The following is a 21,252-nucleotide window of genomic DNA, read 5'->3' on the forward strand; positions in this document are numbered from 1 at the left end:
AAAAAAACGACTTGCGGCGGCCTTATCGAATGAACATATAAGTACCGCAGGGCCACTTCCACTTTCTCCTCGCGCGCAAACGTAAAGAGCCCGCCTCCCGGCGAGCCCTTCATGTTATTTGTCTAAGATTTCACCGCAAATGGATTATGATGCGAAGCACTGCTTCCCGACCCTTCATTCCGGTGAAGCTTCAGCGCTTCGTCCCCGGCGTCGTCAATTTCCTCGCCCAGCAAGTACTGCCCCTGCGCCAGAAGCATCGCGCGCACTTGCTTCACATCGACTTGGCGATTGGTCGCCCCTTCCGCAGCTGCAATCGCCGCTGCCGTGCCTGCCCCCTGCCCGATGCCCATGGCGGTAGCCATGACGCGCACGGATCCGAAAGCGTGATGCGTGGCCGATATGCAGCGCCCGGCTGCCCACACATTATCGAGCCCTTGCGGCAGCAAGCTGCGGTAAGGAATCTCATACACCGCTTTGCCTGAGCCGGTAAATACTTGCTGCTCCCCTTCCGGCGGGTGAATATCGATCGCGAAGGTGCCGCAGGCGATGCCGTCCTCGAACGCCCGGCTGTTCAGGACATCCTCCTCGGTCATCGTATAGTCGCCGATGATGTGCCGGGTTTCCCGAACGCCGACCTGCACGCCGGTATCCAGCACATACGCGTGTTCAAATCCGCCCACCCGCTTCTTCAAAAATTCCGTAACGTCCCACGCCTGCCGACGTGTCTCAACTTCCGCTCTGGTCAAATCGCGGACGTCCGTACCGTCGATGCCCTGCAAGCGGGTACAGTTCACCGCGAACTGCCCTTCTCTCGGCAGCTCATACATCAGGATGCGCGGTGCCGCATCTTTGGGGTACTCCCCTTGATCCATCGCTTCTTTAATAACCTCTTTCATCCCTAGAAACGCCAATGCGCTTTGTGCATCGATCTCTTCATCGGTCGGAGAATCCTTGAGCAAGTGGCGGTTCGCTTTCATCCACGCTTTCAGCCCCCGAATGTCAATGCCCCCGATCCGGTAAAACAGTGTGACCGGCTGCATCGCCCCGTCGGATTCGCGGCCTTTCACGAACGGCGCCCCGGCGCGAGCGATGACATCGGCATCCGCTGAGCAGTCGATCACATATTTCGGGCAGATCGCTTGACGACCGCTTTTGCTCTCGACCAGAACGGTCGTGATCTTGCCGTTCTCCTCCAGCACGTCAGAGAAGGCGCTGTGCAGTAGGAGCTCGACGCCCGCTTCCTCCAGCATGTCGAGCAGGATCAACTTCATGCCTTCCGGGTCAAAAGGCGTCATCGAAGCATTGTCAAACGTAAGATCGGTGACGTGCCCAGGCGAAGCGGTTAATTTCACCAAGCGATCCACCACTTCCCCGGCCACCCCGCGAATGACTTGCTTGCCGTTGACATCGTGGAAAGTAAACATCGGATTCACCATCGCGATGGTCAAGTTGCCGCCAACGAAGCCGTAACGTTCGATCAGCATGGTCTTGGCTCCGGATCTGGCCGCAGCCACCGCTGCTCCGATCCCCGCAGGGCCGCCTCCGATGACAAGCACGTCCGGCTCGGCAATGACCGGTATTTCTCTGGATGCTTCCATAATTGTTTTCATAGGTTACAATCTCCTTTAAAGTAATCGGAATAAGAACCATTACGGCTTGTTGCAATTGAACAAGACAACCGTATGCGGAGGAACAGTGATTGCACGACGATCCGCTTCCGCTGACTCCACGATTCTCACGTCCGGTACGATTCGATCCGGCTGCTCCGCCGTATTGGCCGCATAAATATCTTCGTGGGTCAGCGTCCACACGTTCGCAAGGCGATAGTTGTCCGGCAGCTGCAGATCCAGTTCGGCCGCATCTGTCTGATGGCGATTGACGAGCGCAATATTGAGATCGCCATTGTCCTGAAGAACGGCAACCGCATCCACGAATGGCGCATCGCTAGGCTCGTGCACGTCTTTGAGCTTTTCCGTCAATTCTGGGCCGTTAATGCGCGGGGCCGGCACCCTCATCATGCGTGAGCTGAGATCCACCCGCACCGACTGCCCGGTCATCCATGCCGCATACTGCTTGAATACATGGAATAAGGTTGTGCGGATGACGCGGTCGTCCGTGACCGAAATAACGCCATTGCCGTTCACAAGGAACACATAATTCGCCATGCCGACCACCGGACTCAAGCGAATCATCGTGTTGAACACCCCAGCCACAAACAATGCATCCTGCAAATTGCGAGGGCTGTTGCGATTAAGCCGGTAACCGCCGTCCTCCGGATTCGGTTCATAATGGCGAATGTTCCATTCGTCCATCGAGATCTGGACGGGACGTTCATTCGGCTTAGCCGCTGCCGCCGCCTTAATGACCTCTACCATTTTGCGAAGCTGCCCTTCAAAATAAACCGGTGTAAATACGATCGGATAGTATTCCGCTCCGCTTTCTCGATCCATGGAGCAGCCATACAGATGAAAGGTCAAATAATCGAGATATTTGCCTGCTTGGACCATCACGCTGCGGTCCCAATCGGCATCGCTGCCGTTATGGGAGCCTACGCCGAGAAGCCGCAAGGACGGGTCATACTTTTTAAAAAATTGCGCCCAATTAGCCAGCTTATGAGCGTATTCTGCGGCGGAGAGCTGCCCCGCCTCCCAATCGCCCCACGTTTCATTGCCGATGCCCCACAGCTTGACGTTATACGGTTCCTGCCTGCCATTCGCGATTCGCCACTGGGCATCGGCCGTTTCTCCTGTACCGTTGCAGTAATCTACCCACCGCAGCGCCTCCACTAAAGTGCCCGTCCCCAGATTGACATTCACATAAGGCTCTGTGCCGGCTTTCTCGCACCATTGCAGAAATTCGTCCGTACCGAACTTGTTCGATTCGATGCCGCCCCAGTGCCAGTTCACCCGAGCCGGCCGTTCAGAACGTGGCCCTACCCCATCGTGCCAATCGTACAAATCGACGTAGCAGCCGCCCGGCCACCTGACGACGGGGGCGTTCAACTCCTTCACCGCCTCAATGACATCAAGGCGATTTCCCGCTTCATCGGCATACGGAGATTGGTCATCCCAGACGGAGGGATAGATACAATTGCCCAAGTGTTCGAAATATTGCCCGTAGATATAGGGGCTAACCTCCCCCAAACGATCTTCCATGTGAACGCTCAATCGTGCTTTCATTTTCCCCAGCTCCTGTGTCTTCACTTGTGAATTTGTACAATCTCCATTATTTTATCTGCTACTATTATCTCTCTCCCTTACAAATATATCGTAGCAGATTCAGTCCTATTGCGGTTATGGGAGAGATAACGATATACTTGTGAATAATAACGATGATATGGAGGCAACACGATGGCGGACAAGCTGCATTTCGGCTCTATCGATCATTTGCAATTTCAACTGAAATGGGGTTATGAATGGAAGATGCCTCCGGACTGGCAGTTTGAGCGTGTTAACCGTTATCCCTTCTTCTGGCTCGTCACGGAAGGAACGATGAACGTGACTTATGACAATCGCGTGTATGCGCTTGAACCCGGCAGCTTATTGTGCGCAGAAGCTTACTTGCCCCTTCAGGTGCAGGGCACAAGTGAACGGCCTATCGCTTTCCTGTCGATCGGCTATGAAGCCGATCTGCTCGGCACCTCACTAGCCTCCTGGCTGCAGCTTCCGATTCATCACGCACTTGTAGATTCCACCGGCCTGCAGCAAATCTGGCGCAAATTGATCCATCAATTTGACTATCAGCTTACTTTGGAACGTGGCAGCGCTGAAGTGCTGGAGCAATTGCAAGTGTTCTCCCTGCAATATGCTTGGCTTAACCAATTGCTGCGCCAACTGCCCCTGCAGCTGGCAGCAGCTTCTTCCATGAAAGACGCAAGAGTCGACGAGGCTTGCCGGTATATCGAGGCCCATCTTCGCGAAGAGCTCTCTACCGCCTCCATAGCCGCATCCGTTCATTTGTCGCCTAATTATTTGAGGACGCTGTTCCAGCAAGATTTGCGCTTATCGCCGGTTGATTATGTCAGGCACAGGCGGCTTCGCAAAGCGCAGGAGATGCTGCTATCCGGCTCTGCTCCGGTCAGCATCATCGGCGAACAGGTCGGCTACACAGATCCTGCGGAGTTCAGCCGTATTTTCAAAAAGCAATTCCAGCTCAGCCCGCAGCAGTATCGACAGAAATGGAAGTCTTCCGCCCTAGGCGAGCGCATGTGACGGATTCAAAATTCAATTCTTTACGAACTTAACCGCATCTGCTATCGTATATCCGGCATCAGTCGCCAATATCTTCACATAATTGTTTGTTCCGGCTGATAAGTCATATGTGCCTATAAGCACCCATGTCCCATTGTTTATCTGTTGATTGACAGATTTGCTTGTATCGGTACCGCCATCGTATTTTATTTCAACCGGCGCTGCATCCGGTCGTAAATGATTAACCGGATCATTCACCCATCTCATATATATGTTGTAACGACCTGCGGTTGTTATTTGCGGTGTCCATTTCGCCCATCTACTTGAGCTGTCAGCGCCGCTTGTGCCATCATGCTTATAGTTTGTCCCATAATAGCCGGATACGGAAGTGCTTGTCGTCCAGGATGAATCCGTTGTAAACCCGGTCTCGCCATTATCAATAATGATCTCATTACTATTGACCGGCTCGCCGGAAGGCCCATTTACGGTTACTCCCCATGTATCAGGCGTAAAAATCTCTGGAAAGCCGTTAGCATCCCACGTCATTTTATGAGCAACCCAGTTCCAGTCATTTGAATTCCATGGGGCTTGTCTTGCATGGTATACCATCCAGTCTTCGGTGCCGTCAGGAGATTTGAATAAACCATTATGACCGGGAGCTAATATTGTACTGTTCCCTGACAGAATAGGGGTCGACATTTTCGTCCACGAATTCGGATTCAGAAAATCGCCGTCTGTATTGTAAACGACGCCTACACAGTAATTCGAAACAGCTGCTGAACCTGAATAAAAAATAAAAGTCTTACCGTTTTTTTGCAAGGCAATAGGAGCTTCTGTTATCGGTCTGCCACTTGCTTCCCAACTATATGTCGGTTCTGTAATTAATACAGGAGAGCTGTCTACGGTCCAAGGATTACTCAGATGTGCGATGTAATTTCTATTTTTATTGTCGCTCATCGTTGAATACGTCCACAGTAGATAGGATTCTCCTGTCGTCTCATCTGTAAAAATAGATGGGTCTATATTTCTAGTGAATGGCAAAGATAGTTCTCCTTTGCTTGTATATGATCCCAGAGCGTCAGAAGTCGTTGACTCCAGAACAAAGATTTGCCTATCATGATTAGTATCCGCACAATAGTAGATATACCACTTATTGTTTATCTTGAACATTTCAGGTGCCCATACTGCGGATTGTCCGGAAGGTACATTATAAACATGGATTTCTTCAGCTTGTTCAAGGTCCGACAAACGTTCAGCCTTTCGTACCGCAATATAATTCGTCCCCCCCGGTCTAGTATGGACAGCATAATAATAGCCGCCGTCATAGGTAATTGCAGGATTTGTGGCATTCGATAATATAGGGTTGGTAAATTGTGTGGCTGCTGCAGCCGATACGACAAAACCCAACGTCAATAACACAAATACGGTCATTAATAATAAACCTTTAAAAAAATTTTTGAGACTCTTCATATTTCTTTAACCTCCTTCTTTAAGTCGACACCAACGGAAAACGCTTTCAAATCTATCGTTTTGAAGAGGGAGATTCTACATCTCCCCCGCCAGGCCTCCTTACAAGACAACTTTATTTCTTCGTCGTTTTGTACCAGTCGTTAACCGCCTTAACCACTTCCGTACCGCCAGCCGCATCCCATTCCTTCAGGAATTTATCAAAGTTGTTAACCGAGTCGCCGCCAAGCAGCACCTTGATAAAATAATCATTTTCCTTCTGCTGCAAGCTCGGCAGGTTTTTGCCGACAGCTTCGATCGGCGGCATGAACGCAATCGGATTCTTCTTCGCATACGTATTAAAATCTTTGTTAATTGCATTAAACGCTTCGAACAAGGTCGGCGTCCGGCGCAGACGCGCCAGCCACATATCCGCGTATTTCACTTCCTGAATACCGTCCAGGAACCAATAGGCGTTGCCGCGTTTTTCTGTAAAAATCGGCATAATCGGGCTGTATACCCCGTTCTCTTCATTGAACGTTACGCCCTTCTCGCCAAGCGTCAAGAATGTGAATGTATCCATCTGCAACTTGGCATCCATGAATTTGATCGCATCTTCCGCATGCTTGGAGGATTTCGGAATGGCGTGAACATACAGCAGCTTATCCTCCATCTGCACGCCTGCCTTGCCGTCCGGCCCTTTAAGCGGCAGCAAATAACCCATTTTGCCAGTCGCTACGTTCTTCGTGAACGCCGCATTCATATTCGACGCGTCATTCCACGTTCCCGGAATTGCAAACGCTTTGCCGCCAACAAATTTCTCTTGCGCCTGCGCCGATTTGTTGACCGCCCAGTCTTTATCCAGCAATCCTTCCGCCTGCAGCTTCTGCATAAAAGCAATGTAGTCCTTCATGCCCGGTTGTTTAATTCTAGGCAAGAGTTGGCCTCCCACTTCGGCCCAGTCTGTATACAGCCCGAATCCACTGTAAATCATGTAAATATCCATGCCGTTGCCCGTAAGAGGAATCATATCCGGCTTCTTCGCTTTAACCGTTTTTAACACCTGATAGAACTCATCCAACGTTTCCGGCAATTTAAGTCCAAGCTCTGTCAGCACATCCTGACGAAGAATCATCGTTTTCTCGATGTTGGCGCGTTCGTTCTTCTGAGGCACGCCGTACAGCTTGCCGTTATATTTCCCAAGCTCCCAGGAAGAGTCGGAAATGGCTTGCTTCATATTGGCGCCGTATTTCCCCACGAGATCATCGATGGGCTGCAGTGCGCCTTGCGCGACAAGGGTATAGAACTGGGTCGGTGTCAAATCCAAAATATCGTATTCAACGCCGGAAGCGATTTCAATATTCAGCTTTTCTTCCGGTTTGTCTTTGGGCAGGACGGAATACGAAACTTTGTAGCCGGTCTTGGCTTCTACATCCTTGGCGACGGGATCTGCGTTCGGATCGAACGCAACGTTGAAGCCCAGTACTTTAAGCGGCGGCTTAACACCGCTTGCATCCGCTGCCGCCGTTGATGCGGCCGCTCCGGCATTTTCCGACGGCTTGACCTCAGAGTTACCGCCTGAGCTGCATCCTGCAAGTAAGGAAAGCGCGATTGCAGCTGTCATTCCCGTATGCATCCACCGTTTTCTTTGATTCATTTAAGAAACCTCCCCTTATATGATTGATTATATATTTTAAAGCGGTACAGCGCCTTAAAATCGTTTTAGCCAGCTCAGCCTTTGACCGAGCCGATGGTAAGACCGTGTATAAAATACTTTTGCAAGAACGGATAAACAAGCAGAATTGGCAGCACCGTGCAAATAACAGTGGCGGCCCGCAAGCCTTCCGGCGAAATTGCCAGCTTAACGTCGTCCGGCTGCTCCCTAAGAATTTCATCCGTATTGGCGATTGTATCGTACAGAAACAGCTGCAACGGCTTCAGATCAACCGAACTGATAAAAATCAAGGGATGGAAATAGTTGTTCCAGTAACCTACCGCATAGAAGATACCCAGCGTAGCCAGCACCGGAAGCGACATCGGAAGAATGATGGAGATGAGGATTCGCATATTCGAGGCGCCGTCCATCTTTGCCGATTCCTCGACGCTTTCCGGCAAGCCTTCAAAGAACGTTTTGCAAACAAATAAGTTGAACGGTACGACAAGCAGCGGAATGATCATCGCCCAGACCGTGTCGAGAAGCCCGATGCCTTTCATGAGAATGTAGCCCGGAATAATGCCCCCATAGAACAGCATGCTGAACACATAAAGCAGCAAAATGAGCTTTCTACCCCGGAATTCCGGCTTGGACAACGGGTAAGCGGCCATGATGGTGATGGCCATGCTCAATATTGTGCCGATTACGGTAACAAATAGCGTGACCCGCAGCGCTTCGAAAAAACGGGTTTTACTTAGCACGAACTGATAGGCGGTCATATTAAATCCGACGGGCAGGAAAGAAACCTTATTGCCCATAACGGAAGCTTGATCGCTAAATGACTTCGCGAGCACGTGCAGAAATGGCAGCAAGCAGATAAGCCCGACGATGCCCAAGATGATGACATTGCACACATCGAACCAACGGCCCCCCATATTTCGACTGTTCATGTTGCTCCCCTCCTACCAAATACTTTTTCCTAGAAATTTGCGGCTGGCCCAGTTGCTCGACATCACCAGGATGCACGCGACGACCGACTCGAACAATCCAAGCGCAGTCGACAGACTGAAGTCCAGCTTGCCAAGACCAATTCGGTACACATACGTCTGAATAATATCGGCCACATCGTAGACAGCCGGATTGTACATGACGAGCACCTGCTCAAAGCCTGCATTCAAAATTTGCCCAAGCCTAAGGACAAAGACAAGAATAATGACGGGCACGATACCAGGCACGGTAATGTACCACATTCTGCGGAATCGGCCTGCGCCGTCCACAATCGCCGCTTCATATTGCTGAGGATCGATGGAGGTCATAGCAGCTAGAAACAGGATCGTGTTCCAACCGCTCTCCTTCCAGCCTTCCGTAAATACCAGCAGCGCCCGAAACCAGTGGGTATCGCTGAAGAACGAGATGCTGCCGATTCCCGCAGCTTCCAGCAGCTTGTTGACCAGGCCATAAGAGCCCGCCAGCGAGTAGAACAGACCGAACACGATCACCCAGGATAAAAAGTGCGGCAGGTAAACGACGGTCTGCAGCAGACGCTTCATTAACCGGATGCGAAGCTCGTTCAGCAAAAGCGCAATCACAATCGGGACGGGAAACAGAAACACCAGCTTATACAAACTGATAATTAACGTATTCGTAATGACATTAATAAACTGCGGATCATGAAAGATGCGATCGAAATGCTTAAAACCGACCCAGGGACTTTTGACAACCGAATCCAGAATGTTATTTCCGACAAATAAGTTGAAATCCTTGAACGCCAGCGTCAGCCCGTACAGCGGCACAAACTTGTAAATCACCAGGAATATCAGACCTGGAATTGACATCAAGTACAAATCATAATTTCGCCTGGCATAGTACCAGAACCCGCTTTGACGGGCTGTTCGTTTGCTGTGAGGCAGGGACATCTCCGTGAGTTCAGCCGTCTTTTTCAATGAAATCATTCCTTTCCGGAAAGGATTTACACTTTGTTCCCTTTCCACTTACAATAGTTGCATACGCGATGTTCTTAAACCTATTGTAAGAGAGCCACAGGAGAGTTCATAGAGGACCGGATTACGATTCGTGGTGTTACTTTATAGAGAATAATGGGAGGTTGAACGTGATGTACCGTGTGCTGCTGGTGGATGATGAAGCTTTTGTGAGGGCAGGATTGCGGGATTGCGTGAATTGGACCGAGCTGGGCCTGGAGCTTGCTGCGGAAGCGGAAGACGGGGAAATTGCCTTATCGCTCATGGCAACCATGCCGGTTCATATCGTGCTGACCGATGTCAAAATGCCTCATATGGATGGGCTCGACTTGGCACAAGCCGTGCGCAGTCAATACCCTGATGTGAAGGTTGTATTTATCAGCGGATTTGGAGACGTTGAATTCCTGAAATCCGCCTTGAAGCTGGACGCCGTCGATTATATTCTGAAGCCGATCAAGCTGGCGGAAATTCATGAAGTTTTGTCCCGGGTTGTGAACCTGTTGGAGGATGAGGAAAAAAATAAGGAAACGTGGCTTGACCTGCAAATGAAGCTCAACCAAAGCATTCCGCTGCTGCGTGAGCGTTTCTTAACCAGCCTAGTTCTGGACGGCGTTGCTTCTATGGAGGCGCTGCAGGAAAAATTTCAGCTGCTTAACATCCGGATTCCGGTCACCGTTCGCAAGCTGGGCGTGTTCGTGATTCGAATTGACGATTATCTCTCGTCGGTCGGCCACGTGCCAGAACGAGAGAAGCAGCTCATCTCCTTCGCGCTGCTTAACATCACGGAGGATGTGATCGGCCAATCTTATTTGGGACATACCTTTGAGATTCGTCCAGGCGAATTCGCAGGTCTCGTGCACCTGGAATCCGATGAAGAGGAAGAGCAGCTTTACGCCTTGATTGAAGCGTGCCGCACGCATATCAATCGTGTGCTCAAACTGAATATCACCATTGGCGTCGGCAGTACCGTGCAGGACTGGATGTCGCTGCCCGGTTCTTACCGGTTTGCCGCTGAAGCCGCCGAGCATCGTTGGTATTTGGGGAAAAATCAAATTATTACCATGGACAGCCTGGAAAGCTTGCAGCGTCCGAATGAACGCAACCAGCAAGTCGATGTCCGCGCTTGCATGGCCGTACTAAAATCACCGGATTGGCAAGCGGTGACGAGCTTTGTCGAGAAGGCGCTCGTTGACCCGATCGGCGGCATCCATGTTCAGCAAGGCCGCATCATCGGCATGTATATGATGATCGCCTGTTCGGAGCTTGCGCTCGAGCTCGCACTGCCAACAGACGCACTGCAAGCCAGCGAGGCCAGATTATTGAATGCGCTGCCACGCTATGAAACCGTTGCCGAGCTGCGGCAGGATGTACTGGGGCACGCCCGGCTGCTGTATGACATGCTCGCAGATAAGCGGGAACATAAGACGCGAAACGTTGTCACGTTGATCAAAACTTACATCCACGATCATTATGCCAACGAGCTGACCATTGCCGAAATCGCCGCTCACGTCTTTTTAACGACCACCTATATTTGCTTGCTCTTCAAACAGGAAACCGGCATGACGATTAATGATTATGTGATCGAGACCCGGATGAAAGAGGCGGTTCGGCTGCTGGCAGATCCCCGGTATAAAACGTACGACGTCTGCTACGCGGTCGGCTACAAAGACCCGAGCTATTTCAGCAAGCTGTTCAAGAAACAAACCGGCTTCACCCCCAGCGAATACCGGGAGCGACCGCTATGAGAACCTTCAGCTTGGCACGAAGCCTTCATTTTCATAAAGGCGGTATGATGAAGCGAGCCATCCTGCTGTTTCTTTTGTTTATTTTAATGCCCAGCGCCTGTCTGATGGTCTGGTATTATCTGAAAACCTCTGCCATTCTGGAGCGCGATATGAGCTCCTCCATGCTGCAGACACTGAAGCAGGCGGAATATAACTTGTCGGCTCGGCTTGATCAAGTCGCCAATATTTCGGATGGTCTGATCGGCAATCCGGACATACGCGCCTATTTGGATGCATCTTCCCAGCCATCCTATCGGCAGTATGAGATTTTTCAAACGATGGAGAACTCCATTAGCTCCGCTGAGCGAAATCGTGATATTCGGCAAATTCGCATGTTCGTCGAGCCCGGTCTTTTATTTTCCGACGAAGGCATTCACTTCTTCCCTTTGTCTGCCGTAGAAAATACGGACTGGTATCGGGCGGCTATGGCCCGCAACGGAGCCATTTATTGGCGCAGCACCTTCTCGCAGCCGTATTTGGCGAGCGATCCAGCCGACGTCATATCGGCTGTGCGCATCTTGCACGATCCCCGAAACTATGACCGGACGGCAGGCATGCTGAGCATCGATGTTCCGGAAGCGAATTTGCGAAGCATTATCGATAAAATCCAGTTCACCCCCTCCCAACAGGTGTGGATCACAGACCGAGCCGGCAAGATCGTCTCTCATCATGACCCGTCGCTGATCGGCCAGCAGGGGCGCTTAACTCCCGAGCAATTGCTGACCGCTTATCAGCAGCAGGAAGGGTTCTTTGCTGTAGAGGGGCACCCGAATGCCATGGTTTTATTTCGCCACATTCCGAGTGCCGACTTTATGATTGTCGCGGAAGTGCCGATGAATGAAGTGTCCGGGGAAAGTCTGGCCCTGACCCGCATTTCGGCGGTTATCCTGCTTGCCGTCTTTTCCATGCTGTTTATTTTTATCCTGGTTGTCGCTTTCGCTTATGCTGCGGAGAGGGTTAACCGGAGAGTTCGCGAGCTGATTCTGACACTCAAACGGGAAGGCGTAGACAATCTGGAGACGGGCCGCCAAGGAAATTTTCAGGATCTGGAGCTTGGGGTCGCGCGGATGGTCCAAACCGTCCATGATTTAACTTCCAATTTTTACCAAGAAAAGATTCGCGCCCGGGACGCGCAGTTGAAGGCGCTTCAGGCACAGATCAATCCGCATTTTCTCTACAACACCTTAGACAGCATTCACTGGATGGCCATTCGCCGAAATGCCGATGAGATTTCCCACATGATTGAATCCCTGTCCACCTACTTCCGGCAAAGTTTGAACAAGGGGCGGGACGTTGTGCTGCTGGAAGAAGAGCTGCTCTTGATTCGCTCGTATATGCATATCCAAAACACGCGCAATGACAACGGCATCCAGCTCGACGTGGATATTCATCCTGAAGCACTCGCCTGCTACATCCCGAAAATGATCCTGCAGCCGCTTGTCGAGAATGCCGTGCTGCACGGGATTCACCAAAAACGCCCTAAGCACGGCGCCATTCGAATTGCTGCCGACGTCCAGGACAGTTGGCTGCGCATTCAGGTGAGTGACGACGGCGTAGGCATTCCCGGCGATCGGATCGCAGCGCTGCTGACGCCGCCAATGTCCGATACCGATGTGCAAAGCTTCGGGCTGTATAACGTCCATGAGCGGGTCAAGCTGATCTCGCAAAATGACCCTGACAGCGGCGTAGCCATCACCTCTATCGTCGGCGTCGGAACCCAGGTGTCCATTGCGATGAAAGCGGTCACGACGCTGAGTGGCGGGTAGATTCGGCTTCTGGGCGCGGGATAGACGATCTAATGCTAGAAATAGAAGTGGTAAACCACTTTTATTTCTAGCTCACCCGTCTTTTGCGGGGAAATAAGGGTACTAAACCACTCTTATAACGAGTATAGAGGCGGAAATCCACTTTATTTTCCAAAATAAAGGTGGTTTACCACTCTTATTTTTTCCAATCCGCCGTGCACCGCAGTAATAAGCGTGGTTGAGCTTATCGAGAAGCTAGTCTACGCGACTATCCACTGACGGCGTATCCTAGAGCCAGTGCCCTCCCATTTACCGCCGCAGCCCCATCATATTCCCCGACGCATACCGCCTTAGCCCGGTATAGAACAGTCCGATCCCGACCGCGCTCAAGAACACGACAACACCAATCGCGCCCAAGATAAACTTCGTATCCAAGCTCCGCAGTAATCCGATCGGCAAGTAGCTGATGAAGCCCGCCGGAATGACGGTGAACAGCAGCAGCTTCCCGGCTCCGCGAAAAATGCCCGTCGGGTACGTCGAGAACGTAAGCAGCGCATTAAACAATTGAAAGCTGAGTCCTTCCGTGTTGCCAAGCCAGAAAGCCAAACAGTTGACGATCACGGTGAAAAAGATAAAAATCAGCGTGGCCAGCGTCAGCGCAAGCCCGAACTTGAGTACGCCCAGCAGTGAATGATCCCCGAAGAAAGCATACACCAGCAGCGCAAAAGCAACGTCGCCAATCGCGCTTACCGACATGCGGCTGAGCAGAATGTGCAGCAGCACGGGCTTCGGCTGGGCCAGGTAAACGTCCAGTTGGCCGTTTGCGATTAAGCTGGCGATCCGCGTGGCATTGCCGAATAAGGTCGCCATGAGGCCGAAGCCGCCGGCCCCGACGGCCCACAGCATCATGACATCCTGCAGCTCCCAGCCGTTCACCACCGGGAAGCGTCGGAAATACAGCCCCCAGAACACGATCCACACCACGTTGTTGATCAGCATCGTTCCAGCCGTTAGCAGAAAGCTCAGGCGGAATTCCATTGCCCCCAGCAGATTGGCTTTCCAGCAGCCCCAGACGAAAAACAGCAGCCTCCTCCACCTGCCCGGCTTGCCATATAGGCTGATGCTTTCATACGCACGTGCGCTTTGTGAGAAATCAACCTCCGTTAACATGCAGCTTTGTCACTCCTCTCCGATAAATGAGCGCCGCGACCATGCCGAATAACGCAATCCAGCCGATCTGCGTGAGCAGCATAATCGGCAGCTGGCTGATGTTCAAAGCTACCGCCGTTTTGGCAGGTAGGTATACGACACCCTGCAGCGGCAGCCAGCGAACGATGCGCTGCAGCACATCCGGGAATAGCTCAATCGGCATCAGCATGCCCCCGACCGTAAATAAAAATTTGTTATACACAAATTCCAAGCCCCGCGTCTCTTCCACCCAGAAGGCGCTCAGCGCGATACACATATTCAGCATGAAATTCAGCGAAAATCCGGCAAAAGCCGTAACCGGCAGCCAGACAAAGCCCGCGAGGCTGTGCGGCGGCCCCAGCAGCAGAAGGCCGAGCGTTCCGCCGATCACGGCGTTGACGCCAAACCGGACGATCGCTTCGCTCATGTACTCGACATAATAATAGGCGAGAAAATTGACAGGCCGCGCGAGCTTGAAGGCGACGTCGCCGCTTTTGACCTCCTCTTCGAGCCTTGTGCAGAGACTTGGACACGCCAATGTCATCGACTCCGTCACAATGAGATACCACATCAGCTGCCGGAAGGTGAAGCCGGCTATCGTTGAACTTCCCTCCCCGGCGTAAGTGGTCTGCCACAACTGCAGAAAAATATACAAAATCAGCAGCAAAAACAACGAGCGCACCAGGAAATCTACGAGATACGCAAGCTGATTGCGAATCGTGATGCGGCCGATCCACACGTATTTCAGCGTTTTCGTCAAAGCAATCATGGCCCGGCCTCCTCCCGTCCGTTTACTCCGCTGCTGTACATTTGCGTAATAATGTCCTCCATTGGCGGATCCTCCACGGTCACGTCCAGGATGCGGTGATTCGCCATAATGCCGGACAGCACAGCCTCAATGCTCGTTACCCCTGTATCGACGGAAAGCGTCAGCTTGACGCCGCTCCGCGCCTGCTCCCGAACGCCCGGCAACAGCAAGGACGGCGGCTCCTCCGCAAGTACCAGCTGAATCGTTTTGTACGTTAAGTAACGGCGTTTCATGACATCCACTTCATCATCGAAAATGACGCGGCCGCCATTGATCACAATGGCCCTGTCGCAAAGCTTCTCCACATCGCCGGCATCGTGAGAGGTCACGAACAGCGTCGTCCCTTCCTCACGGTTGAGCTCGTTCACGAGCTCCCGGATGCGCTGCTTGACGACCACATCCAGCCCGATTGTCGGTTCATCGAGAAAAATAACCTGCGGCCGATGCAGCAAGGATACCGCGATCTCGCAGCGCATCCGTTCGCCAAGCGACAGCTTGCGCACCGCGGTATGAAGATGCGGGCCGATGTCGAACCGCTCAATCAGCTCATCGCGCCGCTTTACATAATCGCTGCGTCGCAGCTCATAAATGCGGCTCATTAGCTCAAACGTGTCGCTGGGCGGCAGGTGATACCAGAGCTGCGATTTCTGGCCGAATACGGAGCCGATCCGATGCGAAAGCTTCGTCCGTTCCTTCCAGGGATTCAGTCCGAGCACTTCCGCGCGGCCTGAGGTCGGATGCAGGATGCCAGTCAGCATCTTGATCGTCGTCGACTTCCCTGCCCCATTGGGCCCGAGGAAAGCCAGCTTTTCCCCTTGCCGAACGGTAAAAGAAACCGCTTCGACGGCCGCCTTTTCCATATATTCCGGTCTCACCAGGGATTTGAGGCTTGCTGCGAAGCCTTCCCTTTTCTTTTTTAATTGGAACGATTTCGCCAATTGTTCTACCCGGATCGTAATCACCGGACATCCCCCTTCCTTTGATTCGCTAAAGCAAAAAAGACCCCGGTCCGTTTCGCCTTAGCGGCGGAACTTTCCGAAGGTCTTTTATCCCTCACGGTGTAGTCGGCGTCTAGCCAGACCGGCTTCGCTTGGTTCGCTCCCCTGTGGCAGGTCGAATCCCTAGAAGCCCTTCCGATATAATTTCCACATCATACCATAGTGTGTAAGCTTTGAACAACGGTTTTTTTGAGCGGCGGATAATTATTTTTAGAGACCGTTCAATACCCAGGGGCCTCTTACAACGATATACGGCTCGCCAAGGTAGAACGTGACCTCTTTCTGACCTGGCTCAACGTTTACTACCATCGATTCAATGGCCCTCGTCGTCTCATTCATTGTCCAGCTGTATGAAGGACTGAAGCCTTGTTTGCTAAAAAGCCGATAGCTTTGCAGTGATCTCCGGGCGTTTGCATCGTAGTGGGTGTTCACCTCAACGCGCATACTCTTGGCATCGACCCGCTCCACACGGGTAAAATCGACCGGAAATCCGGCGATTTGACTGGTCACGTGAATGTCTCGGGCCCCTTCCTCAGGAACGGGCAGTGTGACTTTCACATGCTTCATCCCAAAGTCTTCGGTTCGAATGACAATGGCAGGAATGGTTAGTTGATGGTCCTTGCTTCTGTTCATGTCTTCAACCAATAATTCAGACGTCTTTACAAATCCACTGTCTTGTTTTACCTCAATCGGCCGCCCTTGTCCATCGGTCAGTTGAAGCTGAAGACCCGCCGCGATGGGCTGCTTGCCATACGAATCGACTTTTTGCCGACCAGGCAATTCCGTAAGCAAATTTATTTTGCTGCTGTTCCCATCTAGCGGGGTCACGACAGCTGTAATTTGAATGCCATTGTGGACATCGCTGGAGCCGAAACCTGCGAGTTCGTTCGCTGTCATCGCTTTCGTTAAAGGCAGCAAATCCGAGCTGGATTTGGCAAATTTGACATATACTTGTTTCTGCCCCGTATACGGAAGTATGCCTTCATAGTAGTAGTTTGCCTGCCACACCCCGCCAGCGGCCCATGAAGCGGTGCTTTGTTTAAATTCATATTCAACCCCATCGATGACTAAAGTAAGGTTTTTTTCAACAACGGCGGAGGCATGTTCACCGCTCATAAGCACTTGTCCGCCAGACCTTTGTAAGAGTACGCCGTCGACGGTAATATCTCCATGTTCTTCACTATGCAGTATGAGCGGTTTATCCATCACATAGGCCGATTGCTCAACATTATCGATTTGCTCCACGTAACCGAATCCCGGTATATATTGCAACGCCTTTTTCAACTGTGCCCTGGCTTCGGGAGAGGAGACGATCAGCATGCCGCCAATGATGACGGCGAGGCAGAGCGCTGCTGCCCATTTGAGCCGAAGCCTTTTCCTGGCGGCCCGCTTCCATACCGTCTGATCGTCCTGTGCATCCAGTTCCACCTGCGCAAGTGTCCGTTTTTTGATGCGCTGCAGCACGGCTTCATCGATCGGATCACTCTCAGGCAACGGAATCTCCATCAGTCGACTCAGTTCTTCGGGATTCATTTTTTCGATCCACGCTACAATTTCTTTATCCGCTTCATTCTGGGGCATGGGTGATTTCCGGCCTCCCTCCGCCAAGTTTTGCTTTGAACATTTTACGCAGCCGATATAGACGGTTTTCAATCGCTTTGGCGGTCAGTTCCATTCCTTTGGCAATCTGCTCAATCGATTCATAATAAAAATAGCGGCGATACACAATCGTTCGATCGGGCTCAGGCAATTCGTTCACTATGTTAATAATTTCGGCAGCGGTTTCCTTGGATAAAACCTGATTCTCCACGCTGTCCTCGCTCACGACGTGTTCCTCCAGTGACGCGGTTTCCTGCTTTTTCATCAGCTTCCTTCTGGTATCCAGCGCAGCGTATTTGGCAAGAATCAATAGCCAGGTCCTGAGCGAGCCCTTGGCTGCGTCGTACTCTTCGATTCTTCGCCAAGCTTTCAAGAAAACATCGCTGACGCACTCCTCCACATCTTCCGGCTGGCAAGTTCCTGCCAAAATTCGGCCGACGAGGCCATATACGACGTTTCCATAACTGTCCATCAAGTCCCCAAGCGCCGATGGAGAGCGAAGACGCAAGGCAATCGCCAAATGTTGATCGTTCTCGCCCATGATCTCTTCCCTTCCGAATTCTTGTTTCGTTCCTATATATTACTACGTTGGCATTAACGGAACCCCCTCAGTTTTTTTAGCCGATTGCTAAAATTAGGTGTGGTAAACCACTGCTATTTTCTTCGCATCTGTCTATCAAGAGGAAATAAGGGGGCTAAACCACTCCTATTGGGGGGAACAGAGAGGGCAAATCCACTATGTTTATTAAAATAGAGGTGGTTTGCCACGCTAATTTTTCTCGTTCCTCCGTACGCCGCAGCAATAAGCGTGGTTTACCACTCTTAATCGTAATCCATTCCTTGCGGCAATCCGTCTGATGGAACATCACAGAGACTGCTGACATGGCGCTGCTCTGAAGAGAGACTCTCCGACATGTCAAATAGGGGGAAGCTTCGCTCCCCCCTTACATAATTCATTTTCATCACCAGCTGAGCCGGCGCCCCTTTTCCAATAGGCCTCCGTCTACATCTCCACAACCGCCTTAATCACGTTCGACTCCGGCTTCAACCATTGAGGAAAATGGGCAATCATCTCCTCCAGCGGCACCCGATGCGTAATATAGCGGTCGATATCCATCGCCCCGCTTTGCATCGCACGAATGACCGAATCAAAATCCTCCCGTGTCGCATTGCGGCTCCCCAGCAGCGTAAGCTCCCGCTTATGAAATTCGGGATCGTGGAACGAAATGTCGACTTTCACTAAGCCGACGAACACCAGCCTGCCGCCGTGCGATGCGTATTGGAACGCGTCCGTCATCGACTTGGCGCTGCCCGTCGCGTCGAACACCGCCGTCGGCAGCTCGCCGCCAGTGAGCGCGAGGATCTCTTCCAGCGGCTGATCCATGGCGCTCACGATATGATCGACTCCTGCCCAGCTGCGGCAGAACGCCAAGCGCTCCGCGTTAAGGTCGAGGGCGATCACCCTTGCCCCGACCTCCTTGGCCAGCACCGCAACGCCAAGCCCGATTGGCCCGCCGCCGATGACCAACGCTGTCTCGCCAGCCTGAAGCTGCGAGCGACGCACCGCGTGGGCGCCAATCGCTAGCGGCTCCAGCATCGCGGTCTGATCGAGTGTGAGTCCCTCTGTCTTGAGCATATGCGTGACAGGTACGCAGATTCGCTCCCGCATCCCTCCGTCAATATGCACGCCCAGCACTTTCAGATCCGTGCAGCAATTCGTCTTGCCGTTTCTGCACGCGATACAGGTACCGCAGTGCAGGTACGGCATGACGCTGACTTGATCGCCAACCTGCAGCCCCGACGCCTGATCGTCGATCTCTACAATCGTGCCTGCAAGCTCATGACCCAAGATTCTCGGGTAAGAGAAAAAAGGTTGGTTGCCTTTGTAGGCATGCAAATCCGTCCCGCAGATGCCTACGCGCTTCACCTGCACGATGGCCGTGCCAGGCGTCAAGACCGGCTCCGGAAGCTCCGTCATGGTAAACTGCTCCACCTGCTCACATACTATGCCTCTCATACGGCACCTCCTTGTCCAAATGACTCCTGATACTCAGGAAGACCGCTCGCCCACGTTGTATTGCGGATCGGCGCCAGAATCGCAAGCACCTCGGCCAGCAGCGTTTGATCCAGCGGCTCTTCGAGCCAGCCTATATTTTTCAAAATATTGTCGGGGTTCGCCGTGCTCACCAATGTTGTTGGAATCTGCTCGTTCGCAACGGAGAACTGGATCGCAAGCTTAGCGAGACTGGCGCCGCTGCGCTCGCAAAAGTCGTTCGCCGCCTGGCATGCGGCCTTAATCTCCGCTGTTGCCGGATGCCAATCCGGAACGTGCTTCGAGCCCAGCAGCCCCATCGACAGCGGCGATGCGTTCACTAAGCCGACGCCATGCTTCTCCAGCAGCGGTACAAGGCTTAGCAGCGTCGTATCGTTCAAGCTGTAGTGACAGTAGGACAACACCACGTCGAGCGCCGTATAATTAAGCGCTTTCTCAAATACAGACAGCGGCAGCCCGGATACGCCGTAGAACCGGATTTTGCCGGAGCGCTTCAACTGCTCAAGCGCATGGAAGGATTCCTCCGCCACCTCAGCGAACGGTACAAATTCAATATCATGCAGGAACAGCATATCCAAATAATCCGTCTGCAGCCGCTGCAAACTCTCATCAACGCTTGCGATGATTCGCCGCGCTGAGAAATCGAATTGCGTATCTCCATAGCGCCCCGCTTTCGATGAAAGCAGGAACCGGTCGCGCGAAATTTGCCCAATCGCCTTGCCCAGCACCATCTCGGCCTTCGTCAGACCATAGTACGGGGACACATCGATGAGATTGATCCCGCCGTCCACCGCGGCATGCACCGTGCGGATGCTCTGTGCGTCGTCCGTTTTGCCAAAAACAGAGCCGAGCGATGAAGCGCCAAAGCTGAGTATGGATACGTCCAAGCCCGTATTTCCCAGTTTGCGATATTTCACAGTGATTCCCCCTTGCTGAGCTTATAAAAACGTTCCGCATTACCGCCGAACAGCAGCGCGCGCTCCGCTTCTCCCCATTGCTGTGGAATCGCGTTCAATAGAACCTCCACGACTTGATCGTAATCAGCGGCGAGCAGACAAACCGGCCAATCGCTGCCGAACATCACCCGCTGCGGCCCGAACAGCTCAAGCACCGATTGTATGTATAGGGTAAAATCTTCAACCTTCCACGCTCGATGATCCGCCTCCGTAACCATGCCCGACAGCTTGACGTGCAAGCCCGGATGCTGCGCCAATTGCTTCATTTGGCTTAACCAAGGCTCAAGCTGACCATCGGCAATCCGCGGCTTGGCAATATGATCGATGACGCCCCGCAGGCCGGGCACCATCTCAACCAACTGAACCAGCGGCGCCAATTGATCGCAGCGAAGCAGCAGATCGACAGGAACGTCCTCGGATGCGTACCCGCGAAGCGCCTCAACAAAGCGGGGTTCAAGAATCGTCCGCGCATCGGCCATTTCTTGAATCATCATTCGAAAACCCACGAACTTCGGATGCGCCTGGAACCGCTCATAATGCCGCAAATGCTCCGGATCATGAAGATCGAGCCAGCCGACAACGCCAAGAATACGATCGTCCTCATCCGCCAGACTGAGGAGATAATCCGTTTCCTCCAGCGTCGGCGCGGCCTGCACGACAATGCTGCCGCTGAGGTGATGCGCTGCCAGGTGCGGCGCCAAATGTTCCGGCACAAAGTCCCTGTACAGCACCGGAAGCGCCGGCGTAATCCAGCCATAGTCCCCGCGCGCAATAGACCAATAGTGTTGATGTGCATCGATTCGCCGCATATGAACCTCCTATCAAATCTTTTTGTACCCTTATCATACCAGT

General features: G+C 52.4%; 17 protein-coding genes. 3 read left to right on the forward strand and 14 right to left on the reverse strand.

The genetic code is table 11. From position 1 onward, the window contains the following. Positions 1-122: 122 nt before the first annotated feature. A complete protein-coding gene (locus ABE504_RS14710) occupies positions 123-1,610 on the reverse strand; it encodes an FAD-dependent oxidoreductase (RefSeq protein WP_430089698.1) in 1,488 nt (495 codons plus the stop codon). A 39-nt stretch (positions 1,611-1,649) separates the two neighbouring features. Beyond that, positions 1,650-3,179 carry an alpha-N-arabinofuranosidase gene (locus ABE504_RS14715; RefSeq protein ID WP_430089700.1) on the reverse strand — a complete coding sequence of 510 codons (1,530 nt, stop codon included), beginning with the start codon at positions 3,177-3,179 and terminating at the stop codon, positions 1,650-1,652. A gap of 171 nt (positions 3,180-3,350) precedes the next feature. Between ABE504_RS14715 and ABE504_RS14720 the strand changes: the two genes are divergently transcribed. Further along, on the forward strand, positions 3,351-4,211 hold the full coding sequence (locus ABE504_RS14720; protein ID WP_430089703.1) for a helix-turn-helix domain-containing protein: 861 nt from the start codon (positions 3,351-3,353) through the stop codon (positions 4,209-4,211). 12 nt (positions 4,212-4,223) lie between these two features. On the opposite strand, the gene ABE504_RS14725 is transcribed toward ABE504_RS14720, so the two are convergent. From ABE504_RS14725 to ABE504_RS14740, 4 genes are all read right to left on the reverse strand, one after another. Continuing rightward, positions 4,224-5,660: a family 43 glycosylhydrolase gene (locus ABE504_RS14725; protein ID WP_430089706.1), complete on the reverse strand. Its 1,437-nt coding sequence runs from the start codon at positions 5,658-5,660 to the stop codon at positions 4,224-4,226. A 112-nt stretch (positions 5,661-5,772) separates the two neighbouring features. Next, entirely contained in the window at positions 5,773-7,293 is a 1,521-nt protein-coding gene (locus ABE504_RS14730; RefSeq protein ID WP_430089709.1) for an extracellular solute-binding protein, read from the reverse strand. 74 nt (positions 7,294-7,367) lie between these two features. Then, positions 7,368-8,240 (reverse strand): carbohydrate ABC transporter permease, encoded by an 873-nt coding sequence (locus ABE504_RS14735; protein WP_430089712.1) that lies wholly within the window; start codon positions 8,238-8,240, stop codon positions 7,368-7,370. Positions 8,241-8,252: 12 nt separating this feature from the next. After that, complete coding sequence (locus ABE504_RS14740) at positions 8,253-9,233, reverse strand: ABC transporter permease (protein ID WP_430089715.1); 981 nt, start codon at positions 9,231-9,233, stop codon at positions 8,253-8,255. A 170-nt stretch (positions 9,234-9,403) separates the two neighbouring features. On the opposite strand from ABE504_RS14740, the gene ABE504_RS14745 reads away from it, so the two are divergent. Together ABE504_RS14745 and ABE504_RS14750 are read left to right on the forward strand one after the other, a co-directional pair. After that, complete coding sequence (locus ABE504_RS14745) at positions 9,404-11,014, forward strand: response regulator (RefSeq protein WP_430089718.1); 1,611 nt, start codon at positions 9,404-9,406, stop codon at positions 11,012-11,014. Beyond that, positions 11,011-12,819 carry a sensor histidine kinase gene (locus ABE504_RS14750; RefSeq protein ID WP_430089722.1) on the forward strand — a complete coding sequence of 603 codons (1,809 nt, stop codon included), beginning with the start codon at positions 11,011-11,013 and terminating at the stop codon, positions 12,817-12,819. Before ABE504_RS14745 ends, ABE504_RS14750 begins: the two co-directional genes overlap by 4 nt. A gap of 288 nt (positions 12,820-13,107) precedes the next feature. Here ABE504_RS14750 and ABE504_RS14755 read toward each other — a convergent pair whose 3' ends face one another. The 8 genes from ABE504_RS14755 to ABE504_RS14790 form a co-directional block, all read right to left on the reverse strand. Continuing rightward, positions 13,108-13,968, reverse strand: a complete 861-nt coding sequence (locus ABE504_RS14755) for an ABC transporter permease (RefSeq protein ID WP_430089725.1) — start codon at positions 13,966-13,968, stop codon at positions 13,108-13,110. After that, the gene (locus ABE504_RS14760; RefSeq protein ID WP_430089728.1) at positions 13,952-14,755 is read right to left on the reverse strand and encodes an ABC transporter permease; all 804 of its coding nucleotides are present in this window, start codon (positions 14,753-14,755) and stop codon (positions 13,952-13,954) included. The genes ABE504_RS14755 and ABE504_RS14760 overlap by 17 nt, the downstream gene beginning before the upstream one ends. After that, positions 14,752-15,756, reverse strand: coding sequence for an ABC transporter ATP-binding protein (locus tag ABE504_RS14765; RefSeq protein WP_430089731.1), 1,005 nt, complete (start codon positions 15,754-15,756; stop codon positions 14,752-14,754). The genes ABE504_RS14760 and ABE504_RS14765 overlap by 4 nt, the downstream gene beginning before the upstream one ends. A gap of 246 nt (positions 15,757-16,002) precedes the next feature. Further along, positions 16,003-17,373, reverse strand: a complete 1,371-nt coding sequence (locus tag ABE504_RS14770) for a hypothetical protein (protein ID WP_430089734.1) — start codon at positions 17,371-17,373, stop codon at positions 16,003-16,005. Then, on the reverse strand, positions 17,360-17,932 hold the full coding sequence (locus ABE504_RS14775) for a sigma-70 family RNA polymerase sigma factor (RefSeq protein ID WP_430089737.1): 573 nt from the start codon (positions 17,930-17,932) through the stop codon (positions 17,360-17,362). Before ABE504_RS14775 ends, ABE504_RS14770 begins: the two co-directional genes overlap by 14 nt. A gap of 462 nt (positions 17,933-18,394) precedes the next feature. After that, positions 18,395-19,408, reverse strand: a complete 1,014-nt coding sequence (locus tag ABE504_RS14780; protein ID WP_430089740.1) for a zinc-binding alcohol dehydrogenase family protein — start codon at positions 19,406-19,408, stop codon at positions 18,395-18,397. Next, the gene (locus ABE504_RS14785; protein WP_430089743.1) at positions 19,405-20,361 is read right to left on the reverse strand and encodes an aldo/keto reductase; all 957 of its coding nucleotides are present in this window, start codon (positions 20,359-20,361) and stop codon (positions 19,405-19,407) included. The genes ABE504_RS14780 and ABE504_RS14785 overlap by 4 nt, the downstream gene beginning before the upstream one ends. Beyond that, positions 20,358-21,209 (reverse strand): amidohydrolase family protein, encoded by an 852-nt coding sequence (locus tag ABE504_RS14790; RefSeq protein ID WP_430089745.1) that lies wholly within the window; start codon positions 21,207-21,209, stop codon positions 20,358-20,360. Before ABE504_RS14790 ends, ABE504_RS14785 begins: the two co-directional genes overlap by 4 nt. Between the last annotated feature and the right edge of the window lie 43 nt (positions 21,210-21,252).

Origin of the sequence: Paenibacillus oryzisoli (genome assembly GCF_050467285.1) — a bacterium.
Lineage (GTDB): Bacteria > Bacillota > Bacilli > Paenibacillales > NBRC-103111 > Paenibacillus_E > Paenibacillus_E oryzisoli_A.